Here is a 22,762-nt window from a genome sequence, read left to right as displayed (position 1 = left end):
ACTTCCCGTCCCGCGCCCGACTCGCAAGCCAAGGCAGCGAAGGCGTCTGGGCGGGCAAGGGAGAATCCGGACCGCGCGATGTCAAGCGCCAGCCGACGACGAAAGGCGCATCCAGCCTCGCTTGACCCCTGGCGAAAGCCCGTGTCATCCGGGCAGGAGAAGAGGAGCGGACCGATGAGCGAAGTCCTGAGTGAAACCGTCGCGGCCGGCGTGCTGCAGGTCACGATGAACCGGCCGGACCGCAAGAACGCGCTCGACCGCGCGAGCTATGCCGGCTTGATCGCGGCGATCGACGCCGCCGAAGCCGATGCCGCAATCCGCGCGGTCCTGCTGACAGGTGCCGGCGGCACCTTCACCAGCGGCAACGACATCAAGGATTTCGCCATGGCGGCGGCGGCCGGCGAAGGCCCGCGCGTTGCGATCGACTTCCTCGAGGCGATCTCGACCGCCCGGAAGCCGATCGTCGCGGCGGTCGAGGGCTTCGCTGTCGGCATCGGCACGACGATGCTGTTGCATTGCGACCTCGCCTTCGCGGCGCGCTCGGCGACCTTCCGGCTACCTTTCGTGACGCTGGGCCTCTGCCCCGAAGGTGGGTCGAGCTACCTGTTGCCGCTGGTCGCGGGCTCGAAGAAAGCGGCCGAACTGCTGATGCTGGGCGAAGCCTTCAATGCCGAGACCGCGGCCGCGGCCGGCCTCGTCAATACCGTTACCGAGGACGGCACGGCACTGGAGGCAGGCCTCGCCAAGGCCAAGGCGTTGGCGGCGCTACCGCCGGAATCGCTGGCCCTGACCAAGATGCTGTTGAAGCGCGGTTCGGCCCAGGCCGTCGCCGAGACCATCGCGACCGAAGCCCGCCATTTCGGCGAGCGCCTGAAGTCGCCGGAGGCGATGGCCGCCTTCATGGCGTTTTTGAAGAAGTGAGATGTGGCGGCCCTCAGGCCGCCACCACCCGCCTGCGCCCCTTCAGCCAGTCGCGCGTCCAGGCGAAGACCGGCCAGAGCAGCGCCGCGAAGGTCATCGCTGCCAGCACGGACGAGACCGGCCGGTCGAAGAAGGGCAGCACGGAGCCGTCCGACTTGATCAGAGAGGTCACGAAATTCTGCTCCACCATCGTGCCCATGACGATGCCGAGCACCATCGCCGCGACGGGATAGCCGTTCTTCTCCATCACAAAGCCGAACACCCCGAAGAAGGCGACGCACCAGACAGCGAACAGGTTGTTGCCCGCCGTGGCGAAGGCGCCGACCGCGCAGAAGATCATGATCACCGGCATCACCGCCGAGCGCGGCGCCCCGACCACCTTGCTCGCCAGCCGGATCATGATGATGCCGAAGGGGATCATGATGATGTTGCCGAGGATGAAGATGATGTAGAGCGCGTACATGCTCTCGGCCTGCGTGGTGAACAGCGAGGGCCCGGGGTTCAGCCCCTTCATGTAGAGCACGCCGATGGCGATCGCGGTGATCGTGTCGCCGGGAATGCCGAAGAGCAGCGCCGGCACCCAGCCCGAGGCGAGCGAGGCGTTGTTGGAGGCGCCGGCCTCGATCAGCCCTTCGGGATGGCCTGTACCGAACTTTTCCGGCGTCTTCGAGAAGCGCTTGGCCATGGCATAGCTGACCCAGGCCGCCATGTCGGCCCCGGCGCCCGGCAGCACGCCGATGATGATGCCGACGATGTTCCCGCGCGTCTGCTGCTTGGGATATTCCTTGGTGAGCTTCCATTGTCCTTTCAGGATCGAGCCGAGCTTGCGGTTCTCGATCTTCGGCGGGTCGCGCTCGGTCAGCGAACGCATCACCTCGGCCAGCGCGAAGACGCCGACCAGCGCCGGGATGACCTCGATGCCCCCCAGCAGATCGGTCGAGCCGAAGGTGAAGCGCGGCACGCCGCCGGGATTGTCGATGCCGATGCAGGTGATCAGCAGGCCGAGCAGCATCGCTGCGATCGCCTTGATCGGCGAGGAGCGGGCGACCAGCGTCGAACACATCAGGCCGAGCATGGCGAGCCAGAAGTTCTCGTAGGTCGAGAACGACAGCGCCATCTCGGCCAGCAGCGGCGCGATCAGCATCAGCGAGAGCGTGCCGGCGATGCCGCCCAGCGCCGAGAACCACAGGCAGATGCCGAGCGCCGTCTCCGCCTGGCCCTTGCGCGTCATCGCATAGGCCTCGTCGGTATAGGCGGCCGAGGCCGGCGTCCCGGGAATGCGCAGCAGGCAGCCCGGAATGTCGCCGGAGAAGATCGCCATGGCCGAGGCGGTGATGATCGTCGCGATCGCCGCGATCGGTGACAGATAGAAGGTGACGGGCACGAGCAGCGCCGTCGCCATCGTCGCCGAGAGGCCGGGCAGCGCGCCGACCGTCAGCCCGTAGAAGGCGGACGCAACGATCGCGATCATCACGTCGAATTGGAAGACCAGCCCGAAGGCCTTGATGACGGTGTCCATCGTCAGGCCTCGCTCACCAGGGGAAGGGCAGGATGCCGCCGGGCAGCGGCACGCGCAGCAGCTTCAGGAAGATCAGGTTGATCATGAAGGGCGCGATGATCGCCAGCGGCACCGCGAGCTTCGGCCTGGCGCCGAAGGCGAGGCTGGCGAGCAGCACCATGATCATCGTCGTCGGCAGGAAGCCCAGCGTCTCCGAGACCAGCGCGTAGAAGGCGAGCAATGCGGGCGGCAGCAATGCCAGCCAGTTGCGCCAGGCCGGCACCGGCACGAGTTCCTCGGGCGTCGCGTGGCTGACCACGTCAGCCTCGGCTACCTCCTCAAAATGGCGGCCGATCCCGAAGACGATCAGCCCGCCGCAGAGGGCGAGGCCGGCGCCTACCACCATCGGAAAGGCCGAGGGGCCGACCTGCTGGCCGGGCACGGGCGGCAGTTTCGAGCCATAGAAGAACGCGACGGCCCCCAGCGCAGCGATGGCGGAGCCGGAAATACGGTCGGATAGTTGCAAGGGGCAACCTCCTCGAACGATCGAAAGTGATGAGACGAAAACGCCGGGAGCTTTTGCTCCCGGCGTTACGAGTTCCGTGCCGCTCAGCCCTTGGCGAGGCCTGCCGCCTTCATGGCGGAGGCCATGGAGGCGTCGCTTGCGGCCATGAAGGAGGCAAATCCCGGCCCGTCCGCGAACTTCATGCCGAAGCCGCGCGCGTTCATGAAGTCCTTGTAGTCCTTCGAATCGAAGGCCTTCTTCAGCGCCGCCGTGAGCTTCGCCGCAATCTCGGGCGGCAGGCCCTTCGGCGCGCCGATGCCGCGCCAGGCACCGATCGAGTAGTTGATGCCGAGCGTCTCGTTCAGGGTCGGCACGTCCTTGAACTGCGGGTTGCGCTCGCTTGCCATGATCGCCAGCGACTTCGCCTTGCCGGCGTCGATCATCGCGCGGGCTTCCGGCACCGAGCAGGTGACGATGTCGATGCCGCCGGCCGCCAGGTCCTGCATGCCGGGCGCAGCGCCGTTCGACGGCACCCAGGCGACATGATCCGGCTTCAGGCCCATGGCGACGAGCCAGCCGATCAGGGCGAGATGCCAGATTCCGCCCTGTCCGGTGCCCGACGCCTTGAGCTTGCCGGGAGGCGCCGCCTTGATCGCGTCTGCCAGCCCCTTGATGTCCTTGTAGGGACCAGAGGTAGAGACCTGCACGCCCGGCGGGTCCTCGTTCATCAGCCCGAGCGCGGTGTAGCTCGTCGATGTCAGCTCGGTCAGGCCCTGATGGTGCATCATCGCGATCTCGACCGTCAGCATGCCGATATTGTAGCCGTCGGGCGCCGCCGTCGCGATCGCCGAATGGCCGACCACGCCGGAACCGCCCGTGCGGTTCACGACGTTGACCGGCTGGCCGAGGTCCTTTTCCAGGAGCTGCGCGACGATGCGCGCGGTGGCGTCCGTGCCGCCGCCGGCGCCCCACGGGCAGACCATGGTGATCGGCCGCGAGGGATAATTCGCCTGCGCGATGGCCGGCGCCGCGATCAGGCTCGCCGCGCCGGCTGCGGCCGCGCCCTTGAGCACAGTTCGTCTGTCGATGAAATCGGTCATTCCCCAGTTCCTCCCGTTAAATCGATTTAGTGCCCGGGCGCTCCTCGTCCGTGACGGGGCTCCCTTGATCCGACAGGCGTCATCTGAGCCGATCGCACGGCCAGTGACAACCTCTCATTTTGGCCGAGGCTACAGTCCGCAGGTGATGGGCTGGACAGCGCCGGAAACCCGCTCGACCACCGCCCCCGTGCTGAGTTCCGCACCGGCCGCCGCCGCTGGCAACGACACGCCGGCCTTGCCGAGCATCGCCTGGATGGCTGCCTCGTCGGCGAACCCGTAGCTGCGCTGCGGCGCGACGCCGGCGATCAGGATCTTGTCGGAGGGATTGTCGGTGACGATCCCGACCAGCCGCCCCTGCCGGTCGAAGGCCGGCGCGCCCGCCTGTCCGGGCTGGAGCGGCGCCCTGAGCATCGGCTTGCCACCGGCCTGCGCGCTCTGTCCGGGCAATGCGACAGCGGCGCGCTTGCCGCTATCGCTGCCGAAGGCGACCAGCACCAGCGCCTCGGAGACGCCCACCGCCTCGCTGCGCAGGCTAGGGGGCTTCGCGGCGCCCGTGCCCTCCAGATCAAGCAGAGCAAGCCCGGTTGCATCGTCCTTGAGACGCAGCTTTGCGTTGCGATTGCCGACACGCAGGGTCCGGCAAGTATCGACCGCCGCCGCCGCACTCAAGGCGACGCGCTCGTTGAGCGCCAGCGCGACGCCGTAGCGCTCATTGCTGCGGGCAGCCGGCGCCAAAAGCGACGACAGCCCAGAGGACGGGCTCGTGGTCGCGCCGGCGACGGCCGAGGGCTGGGCTGGAACCACCCCGGTCGGGAAGGGCTCGAAGCTCGCGGCGATCGCGATGACCAGCTTGTCGACGGTCGGCGCCAGCGCCTTGTCATAGCCGATCGAGAAGCCGCGCAGGCCCTGTGGCCCGGCCGAAAGCCGGCGATAGAACCGCCCGCCGGAGGTCTCGCCGGTGACGACGAAGAAATCCGGCCGCAGCAGCTTGTAGGTGATCTTGCGCGGGCTGTTCGGATTGACCGCGATCGCCTTCTCGAACAGCGCCGCGAGATCCTCGCCCGGTGGCGAGGCGGAGGTGTCGAGCGTGACCTTCTCGTCGGTGCTCTGCCAGCGGCTGCCGCCCGAGGGCGTCACGTCCCGCTTCGGCAGCAGCTTCTGGGGAATGCCGATCTGCACGCCGGTCTTGTCGTCGGCGAGCACCTTGAATCCGGCCGCATCGCGCGCCGTCTGCGCCGCCCGGGCGAGCGCCGCCCGCTCCGTCGGCGCCAGCAGCCCGTCGGCCGGGCCGCCCCGCCCCTTGAAGGCATTGATCGCGCGAAAGGTCAGCGGGCCATAGGAGCCGGAGACGGCACCGTTGAACTGGCCGGCCCAGATCAGGTCGTTCTGGATCGCCTTGCGCTCCGCTTCGGGCAGCGCCTCGAAGCCTGCCTGCGCCGCCGCCATCTGCGGCGACGGAGCGGGAGCCTGCGCATGGGCAAGCGGCGCCGACAGCAGCGCCAACGCCAGGACGGCGCTGCGGGCCAATGTGATTCGCGGGTGGAGGAAAGGGGCGGGCGGCATGGATCTCGTCCTCGAAGGCGGGCGAAGCGGCTGCATTGAGCGTCAGAACGCGCCGCGCCGCAACCATGGCGAAGCGATTCCCGTAGCGGCAGCGCCCGCCTCCACACGACCTGCATTCGCATGACTTGAACGCGCGCGGCACGGTGGTAGCCTGCCGGCCCCGTCACACCGTCATCGGCCTGAAGCCATGTCCGGCGATTCTGGCCGGGCCGATCGACGAAGAGGACCGACGATGACCCTGCTTTCCCGTCTCGCGCTCGCCCTCTCGCTCACCTTGGCTGCGGTTCCCGCCTTCGCCCAGAAGGCCTATGTCCGCAACGACCTGCTGGCCGACGGGCAGCGCCTGGAAGAACGATTGAAGCGCGAGGTCGCGACCGGCAATCGCTCCGCCGCGGACGCTATCCGTGCCGGCGAGATCGCGCTCGGCCGCGGCGATGCTCGCGCCGCCCTGCCCCAGGCGAATGCCGCGATCGTTGCCGATTCCGCCAATGCCGCCGGCTGGCGCCTGATGGCGCGCGCCGCCAACGCCATCGAGCCGCGCGATTATCGCGAACGCTGGGAACTGCGTGAGCGCGCCATTGCGTCCGCCTATCTCGCCTATCAGCGCTCGACCACCCGCAATGACGAGGCGGCTTCGCTCGGCGTGCTCGCCGGCACCTTCGAGAAGAACCAGTTGTGGCGCCCGGCGCTGACAGCCTATCGGCTCAGCCTCGACCTTGCCGCCAATGCCGCGCTGCAGAGTTCCTATGAGAGCCTGCGCGAAAAGCGCGGCTTCCGCCTGATTTCCAACAAGACCGATTCCGATGCCGCGAGCCCGCGCGCCTGTTTCGAGTTCTCGGAAGCTCTGGCGCGCGGCCGCGTCGATTTCGCGCCCTATGTCGCGATTTCGGGCGGCAAGGGCGATTTCGCCGTCAGCGCCGAGGGCCGCCAGATCTGCGTCGACGGCCTCAGGCATGGCGAGCGCTATGCCGTCGTCATCCGCCAGGGCGTACCCTCCGCCCTGCCCGACGAGACCCTGCTGAAATCGGCCGATTACGAGATCTATGTCCGCGACCGCACGCCCTCCGTGCGCTTCACCGGCAAGAATTACGTGCTGCCGCGCACCGGCCAGCAGGGCATTCCGGTCGTCTCGGTCAACTCAGGCAAGCTCGACCTCGAGGTCATGCGGATCGGCGACCGCAACCTGATCAATTCGGTCCATTCCGAGGACTTTCTCGGCCAGCTCGGCTCCTATTCCGCCAGGCAGATTTCCAGCGACAAGGGCCAGAGCGTCTGGACCGGCACGATGGATGTGAAGTCCGAGCTCAATCAGGACGTGATCACCGCCTTCCCGGTGACGGAAGCGGTCGGCAGCCTCAAGCCCGGCGTCTATGTGATGTTCGCCAAGCCCTCGGGCGGCCCCTCCCAGACGCAGTCCTCCGGCGATGACGGCGACTACGACGACGGCTCGACGCGGGCGACGCAGTGGTTCGTCGTCTCCGATCTCGGCCTGACCTCCTTCACCGGCCCCGACGGCGTGCATGTGCTCGCCCGCTCGCTGGCCGACGCCAAGCCGATCGCCAATGCGACCTTGAACCTGATCGCCCGCAACAACGAGGTGCTCGGCACAGCGAAGACCGACGGCAACGGCTATGCCCGCTTCGATGCCGGATTGGGCAAGGGCCAGGGCGGCAATGCGCCGGGCCTCGTCACCGCCTCGCTCGCCGAGGATTACGGTTTCCTCGACCTCAAGCAGACCGCCTTCGACCTCTCCGATCGCGGCGTGAAGGGCCGCGTCGCGCCCACCGGGCTCGACGCCTTCCTCTACACCGAACGCGGCGTCTATCGCTCCGGCGAGACCGTCTACCTGACGTCGCTGCTGCGTGACGCCAAGGGCGCCGCGGTCACCGGCCTGCCCCTGACCATCGTCGTCAAGCGCCCGGATGGCGTCGAATACCGCCGCCGGCAGGTCGAGGATCAGGGCGCGGGCGGCCGCGCCCACTCGATCCAGCTCGTCTCGGGCGCCGCGACCGGCACCTGGCGCGTCCTCGCCTATTCCGATCCGAAGGGCCAGGCGATCGGCGAGACCTCCTTCCTCGTCGAGGATTACGTGCCCGAGCGGCTGGAGCTGACACTTGCACCGAAGACACCGCTGCTTCAGGCCGGCGAGCCGGCAGAGCTCGATGTCACCGCCCGCTATCTCTACGGCGCGCCGGGCTCCGAGCTCGACGTCACCGGCGCGATGACGATCCGCGCCGCCGAGGCCAGCGCCATTCCCGGCTTCAAGGACTATCAGGTCGGCCTCACCGACGAGGAATTCGAGCCGGTCCAGAGCGAGTTCGAGGAGAGCGCCACGACCGACGCCGCCGGCAAGGCGGTGATCTCCAACCCGGTCCAGCAGCCCGACACCAACCGCCCGCTCGAGGTCGAGATGACCGTGCGCGTCGGCGAGCCCGGCGGGCGCGCCATCGCGCGCTCCGTCACCCTGCCGATCGTGCCCAAGGGCGCGGCCATCGGCGTGAAGAAGCTGTTCAAGGACGGCGATCTCGGCAGCGGCCAGACCGCGACCTTCGACGTCATCATGGCGACCGGCGACGGCAAGCGCCTCGCCCGGCCCGGCGTGAAATGGGTGCTGTCCAAGGTCCGCCGCAACTACCAGTGGTTCTTCCAGGACGGCCGCTGGAACTACGAGGGTGTGAAGACCACCCGCCGCGTCGCCGATGGCGAGATCGCCGTAGTGGAAGCGGCCGGAGCCAAGATCGCCGCGCCCGTCGAATGGGGCAATTACCGGCTCGACGTGACGTCGGACGGCAATGAGGCGGCCGAGACCTCGGTCTCCTTCAGCGTCGGCTATGAGAGCGACAAGACCGCCGACACGCCGGATGTGCTCGATGTCGCCTTGGACAAGGCTTCTTACGCCGATGGCGAGAGCCTACAGGTCCGCCTCTCGCCGCGCTTCGCCGGCAAGGCGACGCTCGCCGTCGTCACCGACAAGGTCGCGGATATCCGCACCATCGACATCACCGAGGGCGGCACCTCGGCCAGCATTCCGGTGAAGGCCGAATGGGGTGCCAGCGCCTATCTCGTCGTGCTCGCCCATCGCCCGATGGACGCCACCGCCAAGCGCCTGCCCGGCCGCGCCATTGGCCTGTCCTGGTTCCAGATCGGCAAGGAGACGCGCACGCTTGCGCTCGATCTCGGCGCGCCGAAGCTGGTGCGTCCGCTCACGACGCTGTCGCTGCCCGTCAAGGTCACCGGCATGCAGGCCGGCGAGGAGGCCTATGTCACGCTCGCCGCCGTCGATATCGGCATCCTCAACCTCACCCGCTACGAGAGCCCGGACCCGAGCCGGTTCTTCTTCGGCCAGCGCCAGCTCGGGCACGAATTGCGCGACCTCTACGGGCTGCTGATCGACGGCATGCAGGGCACCCGCGGCGCGATCCGCACTGGCGGCGACGCCGCGCCCCAGATGGACGGCGAGAAGCCGACGCAGGAGCCGCTCGCCCGCTATTCCGGCGTGGTGAAGGTCGGGGCCGACGGCACGGCCAAGGTCGATTTCGACCTCCCGGCCTTCAACGGCTCGGTCCGCGTCATGGGCGTCGCCTGGTCGGCCGGGCGCACCGGCCAGGCCAGCGCCGACGTGATCGTACGCGACCAGATCGTCGCCCAGGCGACGCTGCCGCGCTTCCTCGCCATCGGCGACCAGTCGCGCTTCCACCTTCAGGTCGACAATGTCGAGGGGCCGGCCGGCGCCTATACCGTCGATCTCGACGTCAAGGGCCCCGTGCTGGTCGCCGCCGACGCCACCCGCCGCACGATGCAGCTCGGCGCCGGCGCCAAGACGCAGATGACGATTCCGGTCACCGCTGCCGGCCTCGGCCGCGCCGAGTTCGATGTCCGCGTCTCCGGCCCGAACGGGCTCAGTACAGTGCAGAACCTCGCCGTGCGCGTGCAGCCCTCGGCCGCGACGATCGCGCGCCGCATCGTCCGCGCCATCCCGGGCAATGGCGGGGCGATCACCGTCTCGTCGGACCTCTTGGCCGATCTCGTGCCGAATTCCGGGCAGGTCTCTGTGACGGTCTCGCCCTTCGGCTCGCTCGATGTGCCTGCCCTGCTCAAGGCGCTCGACCGCTACCCCTATGGCTGCACCGAGCAGACCGTCTCGCGCGCTTTGCCGCTGCTGGCGGTCAACCAGCTCGCTTCGATGGAACAGCTCGCTTTGGACGACAAGGCCGACGAGCGCGTCGTCAACGCGATCGAGCGTGTGCTGGCCCGGCAGGGCGGCAACGGCTCCTTCGGCCTCTGGGGCGTCGGCGGCGAGGATCTCTGGCTCGACGCCTTCGTCGCTGACTTCCTGACGCGAGCCCGCGAGAAGCAGTTCGCGGTGCCGCAGATCGCCTTCAACCTCGCGCTCGACCGCCTACGCAACCAGGTCGTCAACACCGGCGAGATCAACAAGGAGGAAGCCGCCGGCATCGCCTATGCGCTCTATGTGCTCGCCCGCAACGGCCGGCCGGTGATGGGCGACCTGCGCTATCTCGCCGACAACAAGCTCGGCGATTTCGCGACGCCGCTCGCCCGCGCCCAGATCGGCGCCGCGCTCTCGGCGCTGGGCGATCGCGGCCGCGGCCGTGCAGCCTTCGGCAGCGCGCTCGGCCTCCTCCAGCAGGCGAGCGATGACGGGCTCTCACGGCCGGATTACGGCTCGCGCCTGCGTGATGGCGCCGGCGTGCTCGCCCTGATCGCGGAAGCCAATGGCGAACGCGCCGACATCAGCCGCGCCGTCTCGATCCTCGACGCCACCCGCAACAACGCCCGCTACAGCTACACCTCGACGCAGGAGCAGATGTGGATGGTGCTGGCGGCGCAGGCCATGGCCAAGGACGCCGAGGGCATGACGCTGACGGTCGACGGCACGGCGCGCAAGGGCGCCCTCTATCGCACGCTTTCGGCCGAGGCGCTGGAGGCAAAGTCGCTGACCATCGCCAATCCCGGCGCCGGCAACGCCCAGGCGGTCATCACCGTAGCGGGCATCCCGACCGCACCGGAGCCGGCCCTGAACCAGGGCTTCGGCCTGGAGCGCGTGATCTACACGATGAAGGGCGAGAAGGCCGATCCCGCCCGTCTGCGCCAGAACGAGCGCTATGTCGTGGCGCTGACGGTGACGGAGGCCACACCGCGCTATGGCCGCCTGCTGCTGGTCGATCCGGTCCCGGCCGGCTTGGAGATCGAGAACGCCAACCTGACGGAGGGCGCCTCGGTCGCCGGGCTCGACTGGCTGAAGCAGGAGGTTTCGCCGGTTCATACCGAGTCGCGCGACGACCGCTATGTCGCCGCCTTCGAGCGCTCGGGCTCGAAGAACGACAAGCTCTCCTACACCGTCGCCTATATTGCCCGGGCGGTCTCGCCCGGCCGCTACGTCTCGCCTGCCGCCGTGATCGAGGACATGTACCGGCCGGACCGCTTCGGCCGCACCGGCTTCGGCGCGGTGGAGATCACCTCGGCACGGTAAGATGAGCGAAAACGGGCAAACAGGGCCGTCATTCTCGGGCGAAGCGCAGCGCAGACCCGAGAATCTCGATCAGGAGATGCTCGGGTCAAGCCCGAGCATGACGGCGCGCTCCGGCCGTTTTCGCAACCTTAAGATCGCGGCCAGCGTTCTGGCGATCTCGGCCATCGCCGCAACCGCAGCTCTCATCCTCTACGCCCGCTCCCTCCCCCCGCTCGATCTTTCCGCCGCGGCCGATCGCTCGACCGTGGTGCTCGATCGCGAGGGCAGGCTGCTGCGTCCCTTCCTTACCGCCGACGGCCGCTGGAAACTCCCTGTCACCGGCGACGATGTCGATCCGCGCTATCTCGCCATGCTCAAGGCCTTCGAGGACAAGCGCTTCGACAGCCATCACGGCATCGACCCGTTGAGCATGCTCCGCGCTGCCGGCCAGATGCTGATGAATGGCCGCGTCGTCTCCGGCGGCTCGACGCTGACCATGCAGGTCGCCCGCCTGCTCGAGCCGCGCAAGGAGCGCACGCTCGCCGCCAAGCTCCGGCAGGCCGTGCGCGCTATCGAACTGGAACGGCGCTTCGACAAGGCCCGCATTCTCGATCTCTACCTGACGCTCGCCCCCTTCGGCGGCAATCTCGAAGGCGTGCGCGCCGCGAGCTTCGCCTGGTTCGGCAAGGAGCCGAAGCGGCTCTCAACCGCCGAGGCCGCCCTGCTTGTCGCCCTCCCGCAATCCCCCGAGACGCGCCGGCCGGACCGGTACGTCGAGGCCGCCCGCAAGGCGCGCGAGCGTGTGCTGGAACGGGTCGAACAGGCGGGCCTGGCCACATCAGACGAGGTCGCCGCCGCCCGCAACGAGCCGATCCCGACGGCACGGCGCCCTTTCCCGAATCTGAGCCCCCATGTCGCCGAGCAGGCGGTGGCGGAAGCGCCGGCGGAGCGCGTCCAGAAGCTCTCGCTCGATGCGCGCTTGCAGACCGCGCTCGAAGGGCTCGCCCGCGAGCGCAGCCTGGGCCTCAATCCCCAGGTGTCGATTGCGATCCTCGCCGTCGACAACGAGACCGGCGAGATCCGCGCCTCGGTCGGCGGCGTCGATTATTTCGCGGCGGAGCGCGCCGGCTCGCTCGACCTGACGCGGGCGCTGCGTTCGCCCGGTTCGGCGCTGAAGCCCTTTATCTATGCGCTCGCCTTCGATAGCGGCATCGCCCATCCCGAGACGATGCTGGAGGACCGGCCGGCCCGCTACGGCATCTATATCCCCGAGAATTTCGACATGACCTTCCAGGGCATGGTCAGCGCCCGCAAGGCCCTGCAGTTCTCGCTCAACGTGCCTGCGGTCGAGCTGCTCTCGGCAGTCGGCCCACAGCGCTTCCTGTCGCGCCTGCGCGATGCCGGCATCAGTATCGCCATGCCCAGGGACAGCGCCGCGCCCGGCCTTGCGGTCGGCCTTGGTGGCGTCGGCATAACACTTCAGGATCTGACCCGCGCCTATGTCGGGCTGGCCCGCGGCGGCGAGATGCTGCCGCTGCGGTTCCGGCAGCAGGCGACACCGTCAGGCCCGGCCCCGCGCCTCGTCGAACCCGTCGCCGCCTGGTATGTCGCCGATACCTTGCTCGGGGCGCCGCCACCGCTCAATGCCGTGCCCGGCCGCATCGCCTACAAGACCGGCACCTCCTATGGCTATCGCGACGCCTGGGCCGTCGGCTTCGACCGCAAGCATACGATCGGCGTCTGGGTCGGCCGTGCCGATAACGGCGCCGTGCCCGGCCTCGTCGGGCGGGCAGTGGCGGCACCGATCCTGTTCGACGCCTTCGCCCGGCTCGGCATCGACCCGCGCCCCTTCCCGCAGCCGGCTGACGCGATCGTCGCCAGCACAAGCCATCTGCCGCCGCCGCTCCGGCATCTCCGGCAGGACGTGCCCAAGACCGTGACCGCGATGATGACGCCGACGCTGAAGCTCGCCTTCCCGCCGGACGGCGCCCGCATCGATCTTTCCGCCGCCGCGCTCGACGGCAATGGCCGGCTCAACCTCAAGGCCGCCGGCGGCTCGCCGCCCTACACCTGGCTGGTCGACGGCACGCCGGTGACCGAGCCGCAGCGCCGCCGCGAGACGCAATGGCAGCCGCCGGGCAAGGGCTTCATGCGGATTTCGGTGATCGATGCGACCGGAGCGAGCGAGAGCGTCTCGGTGAGGCTGCAGTAGCGCTCCCGCAGCGTCACCCTGCACGCGCTGCGGCACGTAGTGCTGCTGCGCAGATGGCGGGACCGCCTGATGAGAAGGTGCCATTTCCTGAGGACGGTCCCGTGTCCTCGCCGCAGCACTTACGTGCCGCAGCGCGCACGGGATGACCCCTTACTCCGCCGGAGCCGGATGCGCTCCATGCCCTTCCTCATGCGGGGCGTGGCGCGAGCCATGCACCTTGCGGGCGAGGTAGCTATAGGCGACCGGCACCACGAAGAGCGTCAGCAACGTGCCGAAGGTCATGCCGCCGACGATGACCCAGCCGATCTGCGAGCGGCTTTCCGCACCGGCGCCATGGGCGATGGCGAGCGGCACGGCGCCGAGCACCATCGCGCCCGTGGTCATCAGGATCGGCCGCAGGCGCAGTTCCGCCGCCTCGACGAGGGCGTCGATCATCTCCTTGCCCTCTTCCCGGAGCTGATTGGTGAATTCCAGGATCAGGATGCCGTGCTTGGTGATCAGGCCGACCAGCGTGATCAGGCCGATCTGGCTGTAAACGTTCATCGTCCCGCCCGTGTAGTAGAGCGCCGCAAGCGCGCCGGTGAGCGAGAGCGGCACCGAGACCATGATCACGATCGGGTCGACAAAGCTCTCGAACTGCGCCGCCAGCACCAGATAGATGAAGCCCAGCGCCAGCAGGAAGACGATGAAGATGCTGGCGCCCGACTGCTTGAATTCACGGCTCTGGCCGGAATAGTCGACCTGCACCGAGGACGGCAGAACGCGCGCCGCGCCGTCCTCCAGCACCTTGAGCGCATCGCCGAGCGAATATCCCGGTGCCGGGATCGCGGTGACCGTCGCCGAGCGCAGCTGGTTGAAACGGACGAGTTCCTTCGGCGCGACGTTCTCCTCGATCTTGACCAGGCTCGACAGCTGCACCACCGCGCCGCCGCGGCCCAGCAGGTAGATCGACTGCAACGCCTGCGGCGTGTTGCGCTCGGCGCCCTCGACCTGCAGCACGACATCATACTGCTTGCTGTTCATGTTGAAGCGCGTCACCTGCCGGCCGCCCAGCAGCGTCTCCATGGTGCGCCCGATGATGTCGACACCGACACCGAGATCGGCGGCGCGCTGCCGGTCGATCGTGACCTTGATCTGCGGCTTGTCGAGGATGAGGTTGGTATCGAGATTGGTCAGAACCGGCGAATCGCCGACCTCGGCCATCAGCTGGTCGACATAGGACTTGATCTGCGTATAGGGCTCCGACGAGCGCAGCACGAACTCGACCGGCTTGCTGTTGGCGTTGCCCTGCCCGAGCGAGGCCGGGTTGGTGGCGAACAGGCGGATGCCCGGGATCTGCGACAGCCCCTTGTTGATCTCGGCGACGAGATCCTGCTGCTTGCGCTCGCGCTCTTCCCAGGGCTTGAGGCGGGCGAAGCCGATCGCGCGCGTCACGTCGGGGAAGCCGACGATGACGAGATAGGTTTCGACCTCCTGGATGTTCTTGAAGTAATCCTCGACCTGCCGGGCGTAGTCTGCGGTGAAGGACAGCGTCGCGCCCTCCGGCGCCACGCCGACGGCGGTGATCGTGCCGCGATCCTCGACCGGCGCCAGTTCCGAGCGCAGATGGGTGAAGAAGAAATAGCCGCCGCCGGCGACGCCGACCGCCAGCAGCACGACGAGCGGGCGCACCGACAGGGCCGCGCGCAGCGAGGCCTTGTAGCCGCGCGACAGCCCCTCGAAGCCGCGTTCCAGCAGGTTGTAGAGCCAGTTGTGGTTCTCGTGGTGGCGCAGCAGCTTGGCGCACATCATCGGCGTCAGCGTCAGCGCGACGAAGCCGGAGACCAGCACCGCGCCGGCCAGCGTCAGCGCGAACTCGATGAAGAGCTTGCCGGTGCGCCCTGTCGAGAAGGCCATCGGCGCATAGACCGCGACCAGCGTCAGCGTCATCGCCACCACGGCGAAGGCGATCTCGTTGATGCCGCGGATCGCCGCCGGGGTCGGCTTCATGCCGTCCTCGATATGGCGGTGCACATTCTCCAGCACCACGATGGCGTCGTCGACGACGAGGCCGATGGCGAGCACCATCGAGAGCAGCGTCAGCGTGTTCACGGTGAAGCCGAGCGCATACATCAGCGCGAAGGAACCGATCAGCGAGACCGGGATCGTCACCAGTGGAATCAGGGTCGCGCGGACCGAGCGCAGGAAGATGAAGATGATCAGAACCACCAGCACGATCGCCTCGACGATCGTCTGGTAGACCGCCTTGATCGAGCGGTCGATGAAGACCGAGGTGTCGTAGGACTTGCCGATCGACATGCCCTGCGGCAGGTCCTCGATGATGCCCGGCAGTGCCTCCTCGATGCCGGCCGAGACGTCGAGCGGGTTGGCCGTCGCCTGCTTGACGATACCGATCGTTACCGACGGCGTGCCCTTGAACCAGGCGGCGTTGCGCTCCTCGCGCGCGCCCAGCTCGACCTTGGCGACATCCTTCAGCTTGACGGAGAAACCGTTGGCATCCTTGACCACGATCTCGCGGAATTCCGCCGGCGTGGTCATGCTGGTCTGCGAGAGCACCGTGAATTCGCGGTCGCTGCTCTCAATCCGCCCCGAGGGAATCTCGATGTTCTGCGCCCGGACGGCCGCCTCGATCTGCTGGACGGAGATGTCGTAGGCCGACATGCGGGCGCGGTCGAGCCAGATGCGCATCGCATATTGGCGCTGGCCGAGAATGCGCACCTCCGCCACGCCGGTCACGTTCTGGACGCGGTCCGAGATGAAACGGTCGGCGAAATCGGTGAGTTCGAGCGGCCCGTGCCGCGAGCTGGTCAGCGAGAGATAAAGGATCGGCTGCGCATCGGCCTCGACCTTGGCGATGACCGGCTCGTCGATCTCGTCCGGGATGCGGCTGCGCACGCGGCTGACGCGGTCGCGCACGTCGGACGCCGCGACGTCGGGATCGACATCCGGCCGGAAGCGCACCTGGATGAAGCTGCGCTCCTGGCGGCTGGTCGAGGAGATGATCTCGATGCCTTCGATGCCGGCGATCGAATTCTCCAGGATCTGCGTGACCTGCGTCTCGATGATCTCGGCCGAGGCGCCGCGATAATCGGTGCGGACCGAGACGACAGGCTCGTCGATATTCGGGTATTCGCGGATCGTCAGCCGGCCATAGGACACGATGCCGATCAGGATCACCAACAGGCTCAGCACCGTCGAGAGAACGGGCCGGCGGACGAAGAGTTCGAAGAGGCTCATGCGTCGGTCCTAGAGCATTTCCGGGTGAGGCGGAGGCCAGTTTGCGTGAAGAAACGAAGGTCCGCGTCAACGAATATGCGACAAAACAAAGAGATGGAGCATTTCGCGGGAAGCGCGGAAATGCTCTAGAGCTGGCTCGTCTGGACAACCTTGTCCTTGATCGCGATGGCGGCGCCGTCGCGCAGCCGCATCTGGCCGGCGGTGATGATCTGCATGCCGGGCGTCAGCCCGTTGACGATCTCCACCTTGCCCGGCAGGCGCTTGCCCAATTCGACGGCGATGCGCTTCGCCTTGCCCTTGTCGACGACGTAGACGATCTTGCCGACGGCATCCGGCACGACCGCCATCTCCGGCACGACGATCGCGTTCTGGCGCTGGTCGACGGTGATGGCGAGGCGGGCGAAGAGGCCGGGCTTCAGCGCGAGATCGGCATTCGGGATGTTGGCGCGCAGGCGGATCGCCCGGCCGTTGACGTCGACCACCGGGTCGATCGCATAGATCTGCCCCTGGAATTTCCGGTCCGGAACCGCGTCGACGCCCATCTGCACGGGCAGGCCCACCTTGAGGCGGCTGAGATAGATCTCGGGCACGCGGAAATCGATTTTGATCGGATCGATGCTGGTCAGCGTGATCAAGGGCTTGCCGACAGAGACGTAATCGCCGACGCCGACCGAGCGCAGGCCGACGACGCCGCTGAACGGCGCCACGATGGTCGACTGCGCCAGCTTGGCCTTGGCGAGCTGGATGCGTGCCTCGCTCGAGGCGAGCTTCGCGCCGGCTTCGTCGAGCGCGACCTGCGTGCCCGAGCCGCGCTGCACCAGCGCCCGCAGCCGCTCATGGGTATCCCGGGCGAGGCTCAGATCGGCTTGCGCCTGCTTGAGTTCGGCATCGAGGATCGCGGTGTCGAGCTTGACGAGATCCTGGCCTGTCTTGACGCGCTCCCCTTCCTTGAAGCCGAGCGCGATGACGCGGCCGGCGATCTCGGGCGCGATCACCACGGATTCGTCGGCGGCGAGCGTGCCGAGCGCCTCGACCTCCTCGCTGACGGTCATGACCTCGATATTGGCCACTTCGACCGGCACGGCACGCGGCCCCGAGACCGCACTGGCCTGGGCCTGCTGCGTGCCGGCGCGCTGGTTGCGGTAAGCATAGTATCCACCGCCCGCAACGGCAGCGACGAGAACAAGAAGGACGAACCGCTTCATCAGGCTGGAGGCTCCGTTGCCGCCCATTGGTCTTAAATGGAACGAAAGGCGTTGCTAAGATGCCGGCGCGCCACAGCGGCACAAAAACATAGGCTTTTGCGCCGATGCCGTATCGATCCGGCCTCACAGCATCAATGCAAGATGCTTGCCGATAAGAGGCCCACCGTCACGGGCATCTCCGCCGCACACAAACATCCGCTTCTATCCTGCCGGTAAGCCGGGAATCGTCCAAGCGCATTCTGGAGACCTCACGAAACGTTGACCGGCTCCTGAGGTGGCAAAATGCTCCTTTCGGGGCCTTCCCAGGCCGTCATGTGCCTGTCATTCGCAGCCGATAGGGCTCGCAGCAATCGAGACGCCTGACCCTCTGGCCCCGGCCGGGCGGGAATGCGCTCATGCCCGTATCGTGCCCGAGAACCTTTCCATGCTGCGCATCGAAGGCCTGACCAAGCGCTTTGGCGACAGGAACGCGGTCGACACCGTGACCCTGACCGTCCCGAAGGGAGAGATGGTCGGCGTGATCGGCCCCTCCGGCGCCGGCAAGTCGACATTGCTGCGTATGCTGAACCGCCTGACCGAGCCGACCTCCGGCAAGATCGTCTGCGAAGAGCAGGACGTCACCGGCCTGAAGGGCGCCTCGCTGCGGCGCTGGCGCCGCGACACGGCGATGATCTTCCAGCAGTTCAACCTCGTCGGCCGCCTGGACGTGCTGACCAATGTCCTGCTCGGCCGGCTGAACCACCGCTCCGCAGCGCTGACGCTGGTCAAGAGCTTCTCCGAGGACGACAAGATCCGCGCCATCGCGGCACTCGAGCGTCTCGATATGGGTCATTTGCTGGCGCAGCGCGCCGAGACGCTTTCGGGCGGCCAGCAGCAGCGCGTCGCCATCGCCCGCGCGCTCGTTCAGGAGCCGCGCATCATCCTGGCCGACGAGCCGATCGCCTCGCTCGACCCGCGCAACACCCAGGTCGTCATGGACGCGCTGTTCCGCATCAATCGCGAGGACGGCATCACCGTGATGTGCAACCTGCACGACCTCGACATCGCCGCGAAATACTGTGACCGCCTGATCGGCATGTCCGCCGGCAAGGTCGTGTTCGACGACGTGCCGCAGGCGCTGACCCGCGAGGTCGCCGCCGAGCTCTACGGCATCGAGGCCAAGGATGCCGGCGCCGAGGCGCTGGATGCGCTCGATGCCATCGCCGTCTCCGAGGCGAAGCGCGTCCGCCAGAAGATCGCCTGATTTCCAGAGATCGCCGGACCGGCCTGAAGGCCGTCGCCGCGAGAAGACCATCCCGACTACGACTACAACCAGGAGCACATCGATGCTGACCCGTCGTCATACCCTCAAGCTCGCCGCCGCCGGCCTCGCGCTCGCCGCCAGCCCGGCTTTCGCACAGGACTGGAAGGCGAAGTATCCCGAGCTCGTCTTCGCGATCATCCCCTCCGAGAACGCCTCCGGCGTTACCGAGCGCTACACCCCCTTCGTGCAGTATCTCGCCAAGGAACTCGGCACCAAGGTCACCTTGCGCATTGCCAACGACTACGCCGCGATCATCGAAGGTCAGCGCGCCGGCAATATCCACATCGCCTCCTACGGCCCGGCCTCCTTCGCCCGCGCCCGCATGACCGGCGCCAGGACCGACGCCTTCGCCATCGAGACCAATCTCGACGGCACCAAGGGCTACCACTCGGTCTTCTACGTGAAGAAGGACTCGCCCTATCAGAAGGTCGAGGACCTCAAGGGCAAGAATCTCGGCCTCGTCGACCCGAACTCGACCTCCGGCAACAACGTGCCGCGCTTCGTGCTCAACGGCATGAAGATCGAGCCGGAAACCTTCTTCTCGAAGGTCGTCTATACCGGCAGCCACGAGAACGCGATCATCGCGCTCCAGCAGGGCACCGTCGACATCGCCGCCAACTGGTGGAACGACGAGCAGGAATCCAACCTGCAGCGCATGGCCCGCAAGAACATGGCCAAGGCCGACGATTTCCGGATCATCTACAAGTCCGAGCAGATCGTGAACTCGCCGATGGCCTATCTCACCGACCTGCCGGAAGAGCTCAAGGCCAAGATCCGCGACGCGGTGCTGAACCTCGCCACCAAGGACAAGGCCGCCTTCGACAAGATCTATGAAGGCAAGCAGGGCCCGCTCGTCGCCGTCGGCAACGAGGCCTATGACCCGATCATCGAGCTCAACAAGTTCGTCGACGACCTCCGCAAGAAGAAGTCGTCGTAAGCAGCACGCCTGCTCTCGCCGTCATGGTCGGGCGTGTCCCGACCATCCACGTCTTCCCTGCCTTCCGCAGCGCTCAAGACGTGGATGCTCGCCACAGGGGCGAGCATGATGGCAGCGGCGCTGCCTAGCGCCCTCTCCGGCAACGGACGCAAGATTTCATGACCCTCGCGATCGACCGCAACGACCCGGCTATCCGGGCCCATGCCGAGGCCTATCGGCAGGCCGCCTCGGCCAAGCGCCGGCAGGCCCTGATCGGCATCGCCGTCTTCATCGCCTGCGTGCTGCTCTCGGCACGCGGCGCCGAGGTCGATCTCGCCAGGTTCTTCGAGAATATCGGCCGCTTTCCGAAATACATCTACGAGACGCTGCCGACGCTTCGGTTGAACAGTCTGAGTGCCGACCTCTCCGAGTGGTATTGGGGCCTGAAGGGCTGGCTGAAGCTGCTCTGGCAGACCGTGCTCATCGCCTATGTCGGCACGATCCTCGGTGTCGCCGGCGCCTTCCTGTTCTGCTTCGCCGCCGCCGCCAATCTCGGCCGCGCCACCTGGCTGCGCTTCGCCGTGCGCCGCTATCTCGAATTCTGCCGCACCGTTCCGGAGATCGTCTTCGCGCTGATCTTCGTCATCGCCTTCGGCCTCGGCCCGCTGCCCGGCGTGCTCGCCATCGCCATCCACACCATGGGTGCACTCGGCAAGCTCTTCTCCGAAGTGGTCGAGAACATCGACCTGAAACCGGTCGACGGCATCACCGCCGCGGGCGGCAGCTGGTGGCAGGTCGTGCGCTTTGCGGTGGTGCCGCAGGTGCTCTCCAATTTCGCGAGCTATGCGCTGCTGCGCTTCGAGATCAATGTCCGCGGCGCCTCGATCATGGGCTTCGTCGGTGCCGGCGGCATCGGCCAGGACCTGATCGAAGCCATCCGCAAGTTCTACTTCACCGATGTCAGCGCCATCCTGCTGCTGATCATCGTCGCGGTGATGCTGATCGACTACGGCACCGAGCGGCTGCGCCACGCCCTCCTCAGCCTGGAGCACGGCCGATGAGCCTCGCCCTCTCGACGGCCGAGCGCGCCGACATCCTGCGCCGCCATGAGGCCGCGATCCGCGGCTCGCTCAAGACCAAGCTCGCAACGATCGGCACCATCGTCGTCCTCGCCGGCCTCTTCCTCTACGGACTGACCACGCTTGAGACTTCGCTCTGGAAGCTCATCGGAGGCCTGGGCAATCTCGGCACCTTCGTCGTACTGATGCTGCCGCCCGATCCCGGCTCCTGGGCGCGCGCCATCATCTTCGTGAAGGCGCTGTTCGAGACCATCGCCATCGCCTTCCTTGGTACCGTGCTTGCCGCCATGCTGGCGCTGCCGCTCGGCTTCATCGCCGCGCGCAACGTCGTCGCAAACCGGATCGTGCATTTCCTGGCCCGCCGCTCGCTCGACACGGTGCGCGGCGTCGACGCCCTGATCTGGGCGCTGATCTGGGTGAATGTCGTGGGCCTCGGCCCGTTCGCCGGCATGCTCGCGATCATGACCAGCGATCTCGGCGCCTTCGGCAAGCTCTATTCCGAAGCGATCGAGGCGGCCGACCGCCGGGCGGTCGACGGCGTCGCCTCGGTCGGAGGCGGCAAGGCCCACGAAATCCGCTTTGGCCTCTTGCCGCAGGTGCTGCCGGTAATCGCGAGCCAGGTGCTCTACTACATCGAGTCGAACACCCGCTCCTCGACCATCATCGGCATCGTCGGCGCCGGCGGCATCGGCCTCTATCTCGCCGAGACGATCCGCACGCTGGAATGGCAGCAGGTCTCCTTCCTGATCCTGCTGGTCCTCGCCGCGGTCTCCGCCATCGACTTCCTGTCCGGGAAGCTGCGCTTCGCGATCATCGGCAAGCGGGCGAGCTGAAGGCGGGGCCAGCCGTCATTCTCGGGCGCAGCGAAGCGAAGACCCGGGAATCTCGTGCAGGAGGGCGCGCCTTTCCGTCCTGAGATGCTCGGATCAAGCACGAGCATGACGGTGCCCCTCAATCCCCGAACGGCTCGATCACCATCTCCACGCGCTCGGCGGCGAAGACGCTGGAGACCAGATGCACCGGCGTCAGGTCCGGCAGCGCATCGACCGCCGTCGAGATCATCACGGCAGCCTCGGGCGCGATCTCCAGCAGTTCCGCCTCGTGCTCGTCGGCCAGGCGCGCCGTCAATCGCGTCGACAGGCGCACATAATCCGTGATGCCGTAAATCTTGAAGGCCGCCGTGATCGAGCCCGCCGCATCGCGATAGGCCCTATCGAAATCCGGGAAGCGCTCAACCGAGAGCCAATGCATGCCCGTCCCCATCGGCACGCCATCCGCCATGCTGACACCCTGCACGCACCAGAGCGGCGTCCCGGTCTTGAGCTTGAGCGCGGTGCAGGCAGCCGCCTCGCCGACGACCACCTCGGCCGAGAGCATGCGGCTCGTACCGGTGATGCCGAGCTTGCCCATATTGCTGCGCATGCTGACGCGCCGCCCGATCGGATAGGGCAAGCGCGGCGCCGTCACCTGCGTGCCGCGCCCGCGGGAGACCGTCACCAGTCCCTGATCGGCGAGATGGCGGAAGGCCTGCCGCACCGTATGACGATGCACGCCGTAGCGCTCCGCCAGCGCGACCGAGGCCGGCAGCGTGTCGCCGAGCTTGTACTCGCCGCGCCCGATCGCATCCGCCAGTTCGTCGGCGATGCGCCGCCAAGCCGTTCCCCCGTCGCGCTCCGCCAGTGCCGCATCCGTCATCAAAGTTTCATCCGAAAAGTATAGACCTTTACCATCAACTCCCCTAGCATAGTCTAGA

14 protein-coding genes are annotated in these 22,762 nt (G+C 67.4%); 7 read left to right on the top strand and 7 right to left on the bottom strand.

Features of this window, described 5'->3' with window-relative positions; translation table 11 throughout:
- Positions 1-174 precede the first annotated feature (174 nt).
- Entirely contained in the window at positions 175-921 is a 747-nt protein-coding gene (locus tag AC1RLU_RS25730; RefSeq protein WP_492798906.1) for an enoyl-CoA hydratase-related protein, read from the top strand.
- A 13-nt stretch (positions 922-934) separates the two neighbouring features.
- Here the strand turns inward: AC1RLU_RS25730 and AC1RLU_RS25725 are convergent, their stop codons facing one another.
- The 4 genes from AC1RLU_RS25725 to AC1RLU_RS25710 form a co-directional block, all read right to left on the bottom strand.
- The gene (locus tag AC1RLU_RS25725; RefSeq protein ID WP_492798905.1) at positions 935-2,440 is read right to left on the bottom strand and encodes a tripartite tricarboxylate transporter permease; all 1,506 of its coding nucleotides are present in this window, start codon (positions 2,438-2,440) and stop codon (positions 935-937) included.
- 13 nt (positions 2,441-2,453) lie between these two features.
- A complete protein-coding gene (locus AC1RLU_RS25720; RefSeq protein WP_492798904.1) occupies positions 2,454-2,945 on the bottom strand; it encodes a tripartite tricarboxylate transporter TctB family protein in 492 nt (163 codons plus the stop codon).
- A gap of 83 nt (positions 2,946-3,028) precedes the next feature.
- Entirely contained in the window at positions 3,029-4,024 is a 996-nt protein-coding gene (locus tag AC1RLU_RS25715; protein WP_492798903.1) for a tripartite tricarboxylate transporter substrate binding protein, read from the bottom strand.
- 129 nt (positions 4,025-4,153) lie between these two features.
- The gene (locus tag AC1RLU_RS25710; protein ID WP_492798902.1) at positions 4,154-5,587 is read right to left on the bottom strand and encodes a trypsin-like peptidase domain-containing protein; all 1,434 of its coding nucleotides are present in this window, start codon (positions 5,585-5,587) and stop codon (positions 4,154-4,156) included.
- A 232-nt stretch (positions 5,588-5,819) separates the two neighbouring features.
- On the opposite strand from AC1RLU_RS25710, the gene AC1RLU_RS25705 reads away from it, so the two are divergent.
- Positions 5,820-11,078, top strand: coding sequence for an alpha-2-macroglobulin family protein (locus AC1RLU_RS25705; protein ID WP_492798901.1), 5,259 nt, complete (start codon positions 5,820-5,822; stop codon positions 11,076-11,078).
- A gap of 97 nt (positions 11,079-11,175) precedes the next feature.
- Positions 11,176-13,269 (top strand): penicillin-binding protein 1C, encoded by a 2,094-nt coding sequence (gene pbpC / locus AC1RLU_RS25700; protein ID WP_492798900.1) that lies wholly within the window; start codon positions 11,176-11,178, stop codon positions 13,267-13,269.
- A gap of 150 nt (positions 13,270-13,419) precedes the next feature.
- Here pbpC and AC1RLU_RS25695 read toward each other — a convergent pair whose 3' ends face one another.
- Both AC1RLU_RS25695 and AC1RLU_RS25690 read right to left on the bottom strand, forming a co-directional pair.
- A complete protein-coding gene (locus tag AC1RLU_RS25695) occupies positions 13,420-16,506 on the bottom strand; it encodes an efflux RND transporter permease subunit (protein WP_492798899.1) in 3,087 nt (1,028 codons plus the stop codon).
- A gap of 125 nt (positions 16,507-16,631) precedes the next feature.
- A complete protein-coding gene (locus AC1RLU_RS25690; RefSeq protein ID WP_492798898.1) occupies positions 16,632-17,711 on the bottom strand; it encodes an efflux RND transporter periplasmic adaptor subunit in 1,080 nt (359 codons plus the stop codon).
- Between the two features lie 424 nt (positions 17,712-18,135).
- Between AC1RLU_RS25690 and phnC the strand changes: the two genes are divergently transcribed.
- The 4 genes from phnC to phnE (AC1RLU_RS25670) all read left to right on the top strand — a co-directional run bounded on the left by phnC (position 18,136) and on the right by phnE (AC1RLU_RS25670) (position 21,842).
- Positions 18,136-18,954, top strand: coding sequence for a phosphonate ABC transporter ATP-binding protein (gene phnC, locus AC1RLU_RS25685; RefSeq protein ID WP_492798897.1), 819 nt, complete (start codon positions 18,136-18,138; stop codon positions 18,952-18,954).
- Between the two features lie 82 nt (positions 18,955-19,036).
- Positions 19,037-19,951 carry a phosphonate ABC transporter substrate-binding protein gene (gene phnD / locus AC1RLU_RS25680; protein ID WP_091860077.1) on the top strand — a complete coding sequence of 305 codons (915 nt, stop codon included), beginning with the start codon at positions 19,037-19,039 and terminating at the stop codon, positions 19,949-19,951.
- Positions 19,952-20,109: 158 nt separating this feature from the next.
- On the top strand, positions 20,110-20,991 hold the full coding sequence (gene phnE / locus AC1RLU_RS25675; protein ID WP_061971358.1) for a phosphonate ABC transporter, permease protein PhnE: 882 nt from the start codon (positions 20,110-20,112) through the stop codon (positions 20,989-20,991).
- The gene (gene phnE, locus AC1RLU_RS25670; RefSeq protein ID WP_492798896.1) at positions 20,988-21,842 is read left to right on the top strand and encodes a phosphonate ABC transporter, permease protein PhnE; all 855 of its coding nucleotides are present in this window, start codon (positions 20,988-20,990) and stop codon (positions 21,840-21,842) included. The genes phnE (AC1RLU_RS25675) and phnE (AC1RLU_RS25670) overlap by 4 nt, the downstream gene beginning before the upstream one ends.
- 118 nt (positions 21,843-21,960) lie before the next feature.
- On the opposite strand, the gene phnF is transcribed toward phnE (AC1RLU_RS25670), so the two are convergent.
- Positions 21,961-22,704: a phosphonate metabolism transcriptional regulator PhnF gene (gene phnF / locus AC1RLU_RS25665; protein WP_492798895.1), complete on the bottom strand. Its 744-nt coding sequence runs from the start codon at positions 22,702-22,704 to the stop codon at positions 21,961-21,963.
- Positions 22,705-22,762: the final 58 nt, after the last annotated feature.

The organism is Allobosea sp. GW822-FHT05A11 (genome assembly GCF_058800455.1).
Note: the sequence above shows the minus strand (reverse complement) of the source record. Positions and strands in the feature narration are given on the sequence as shown.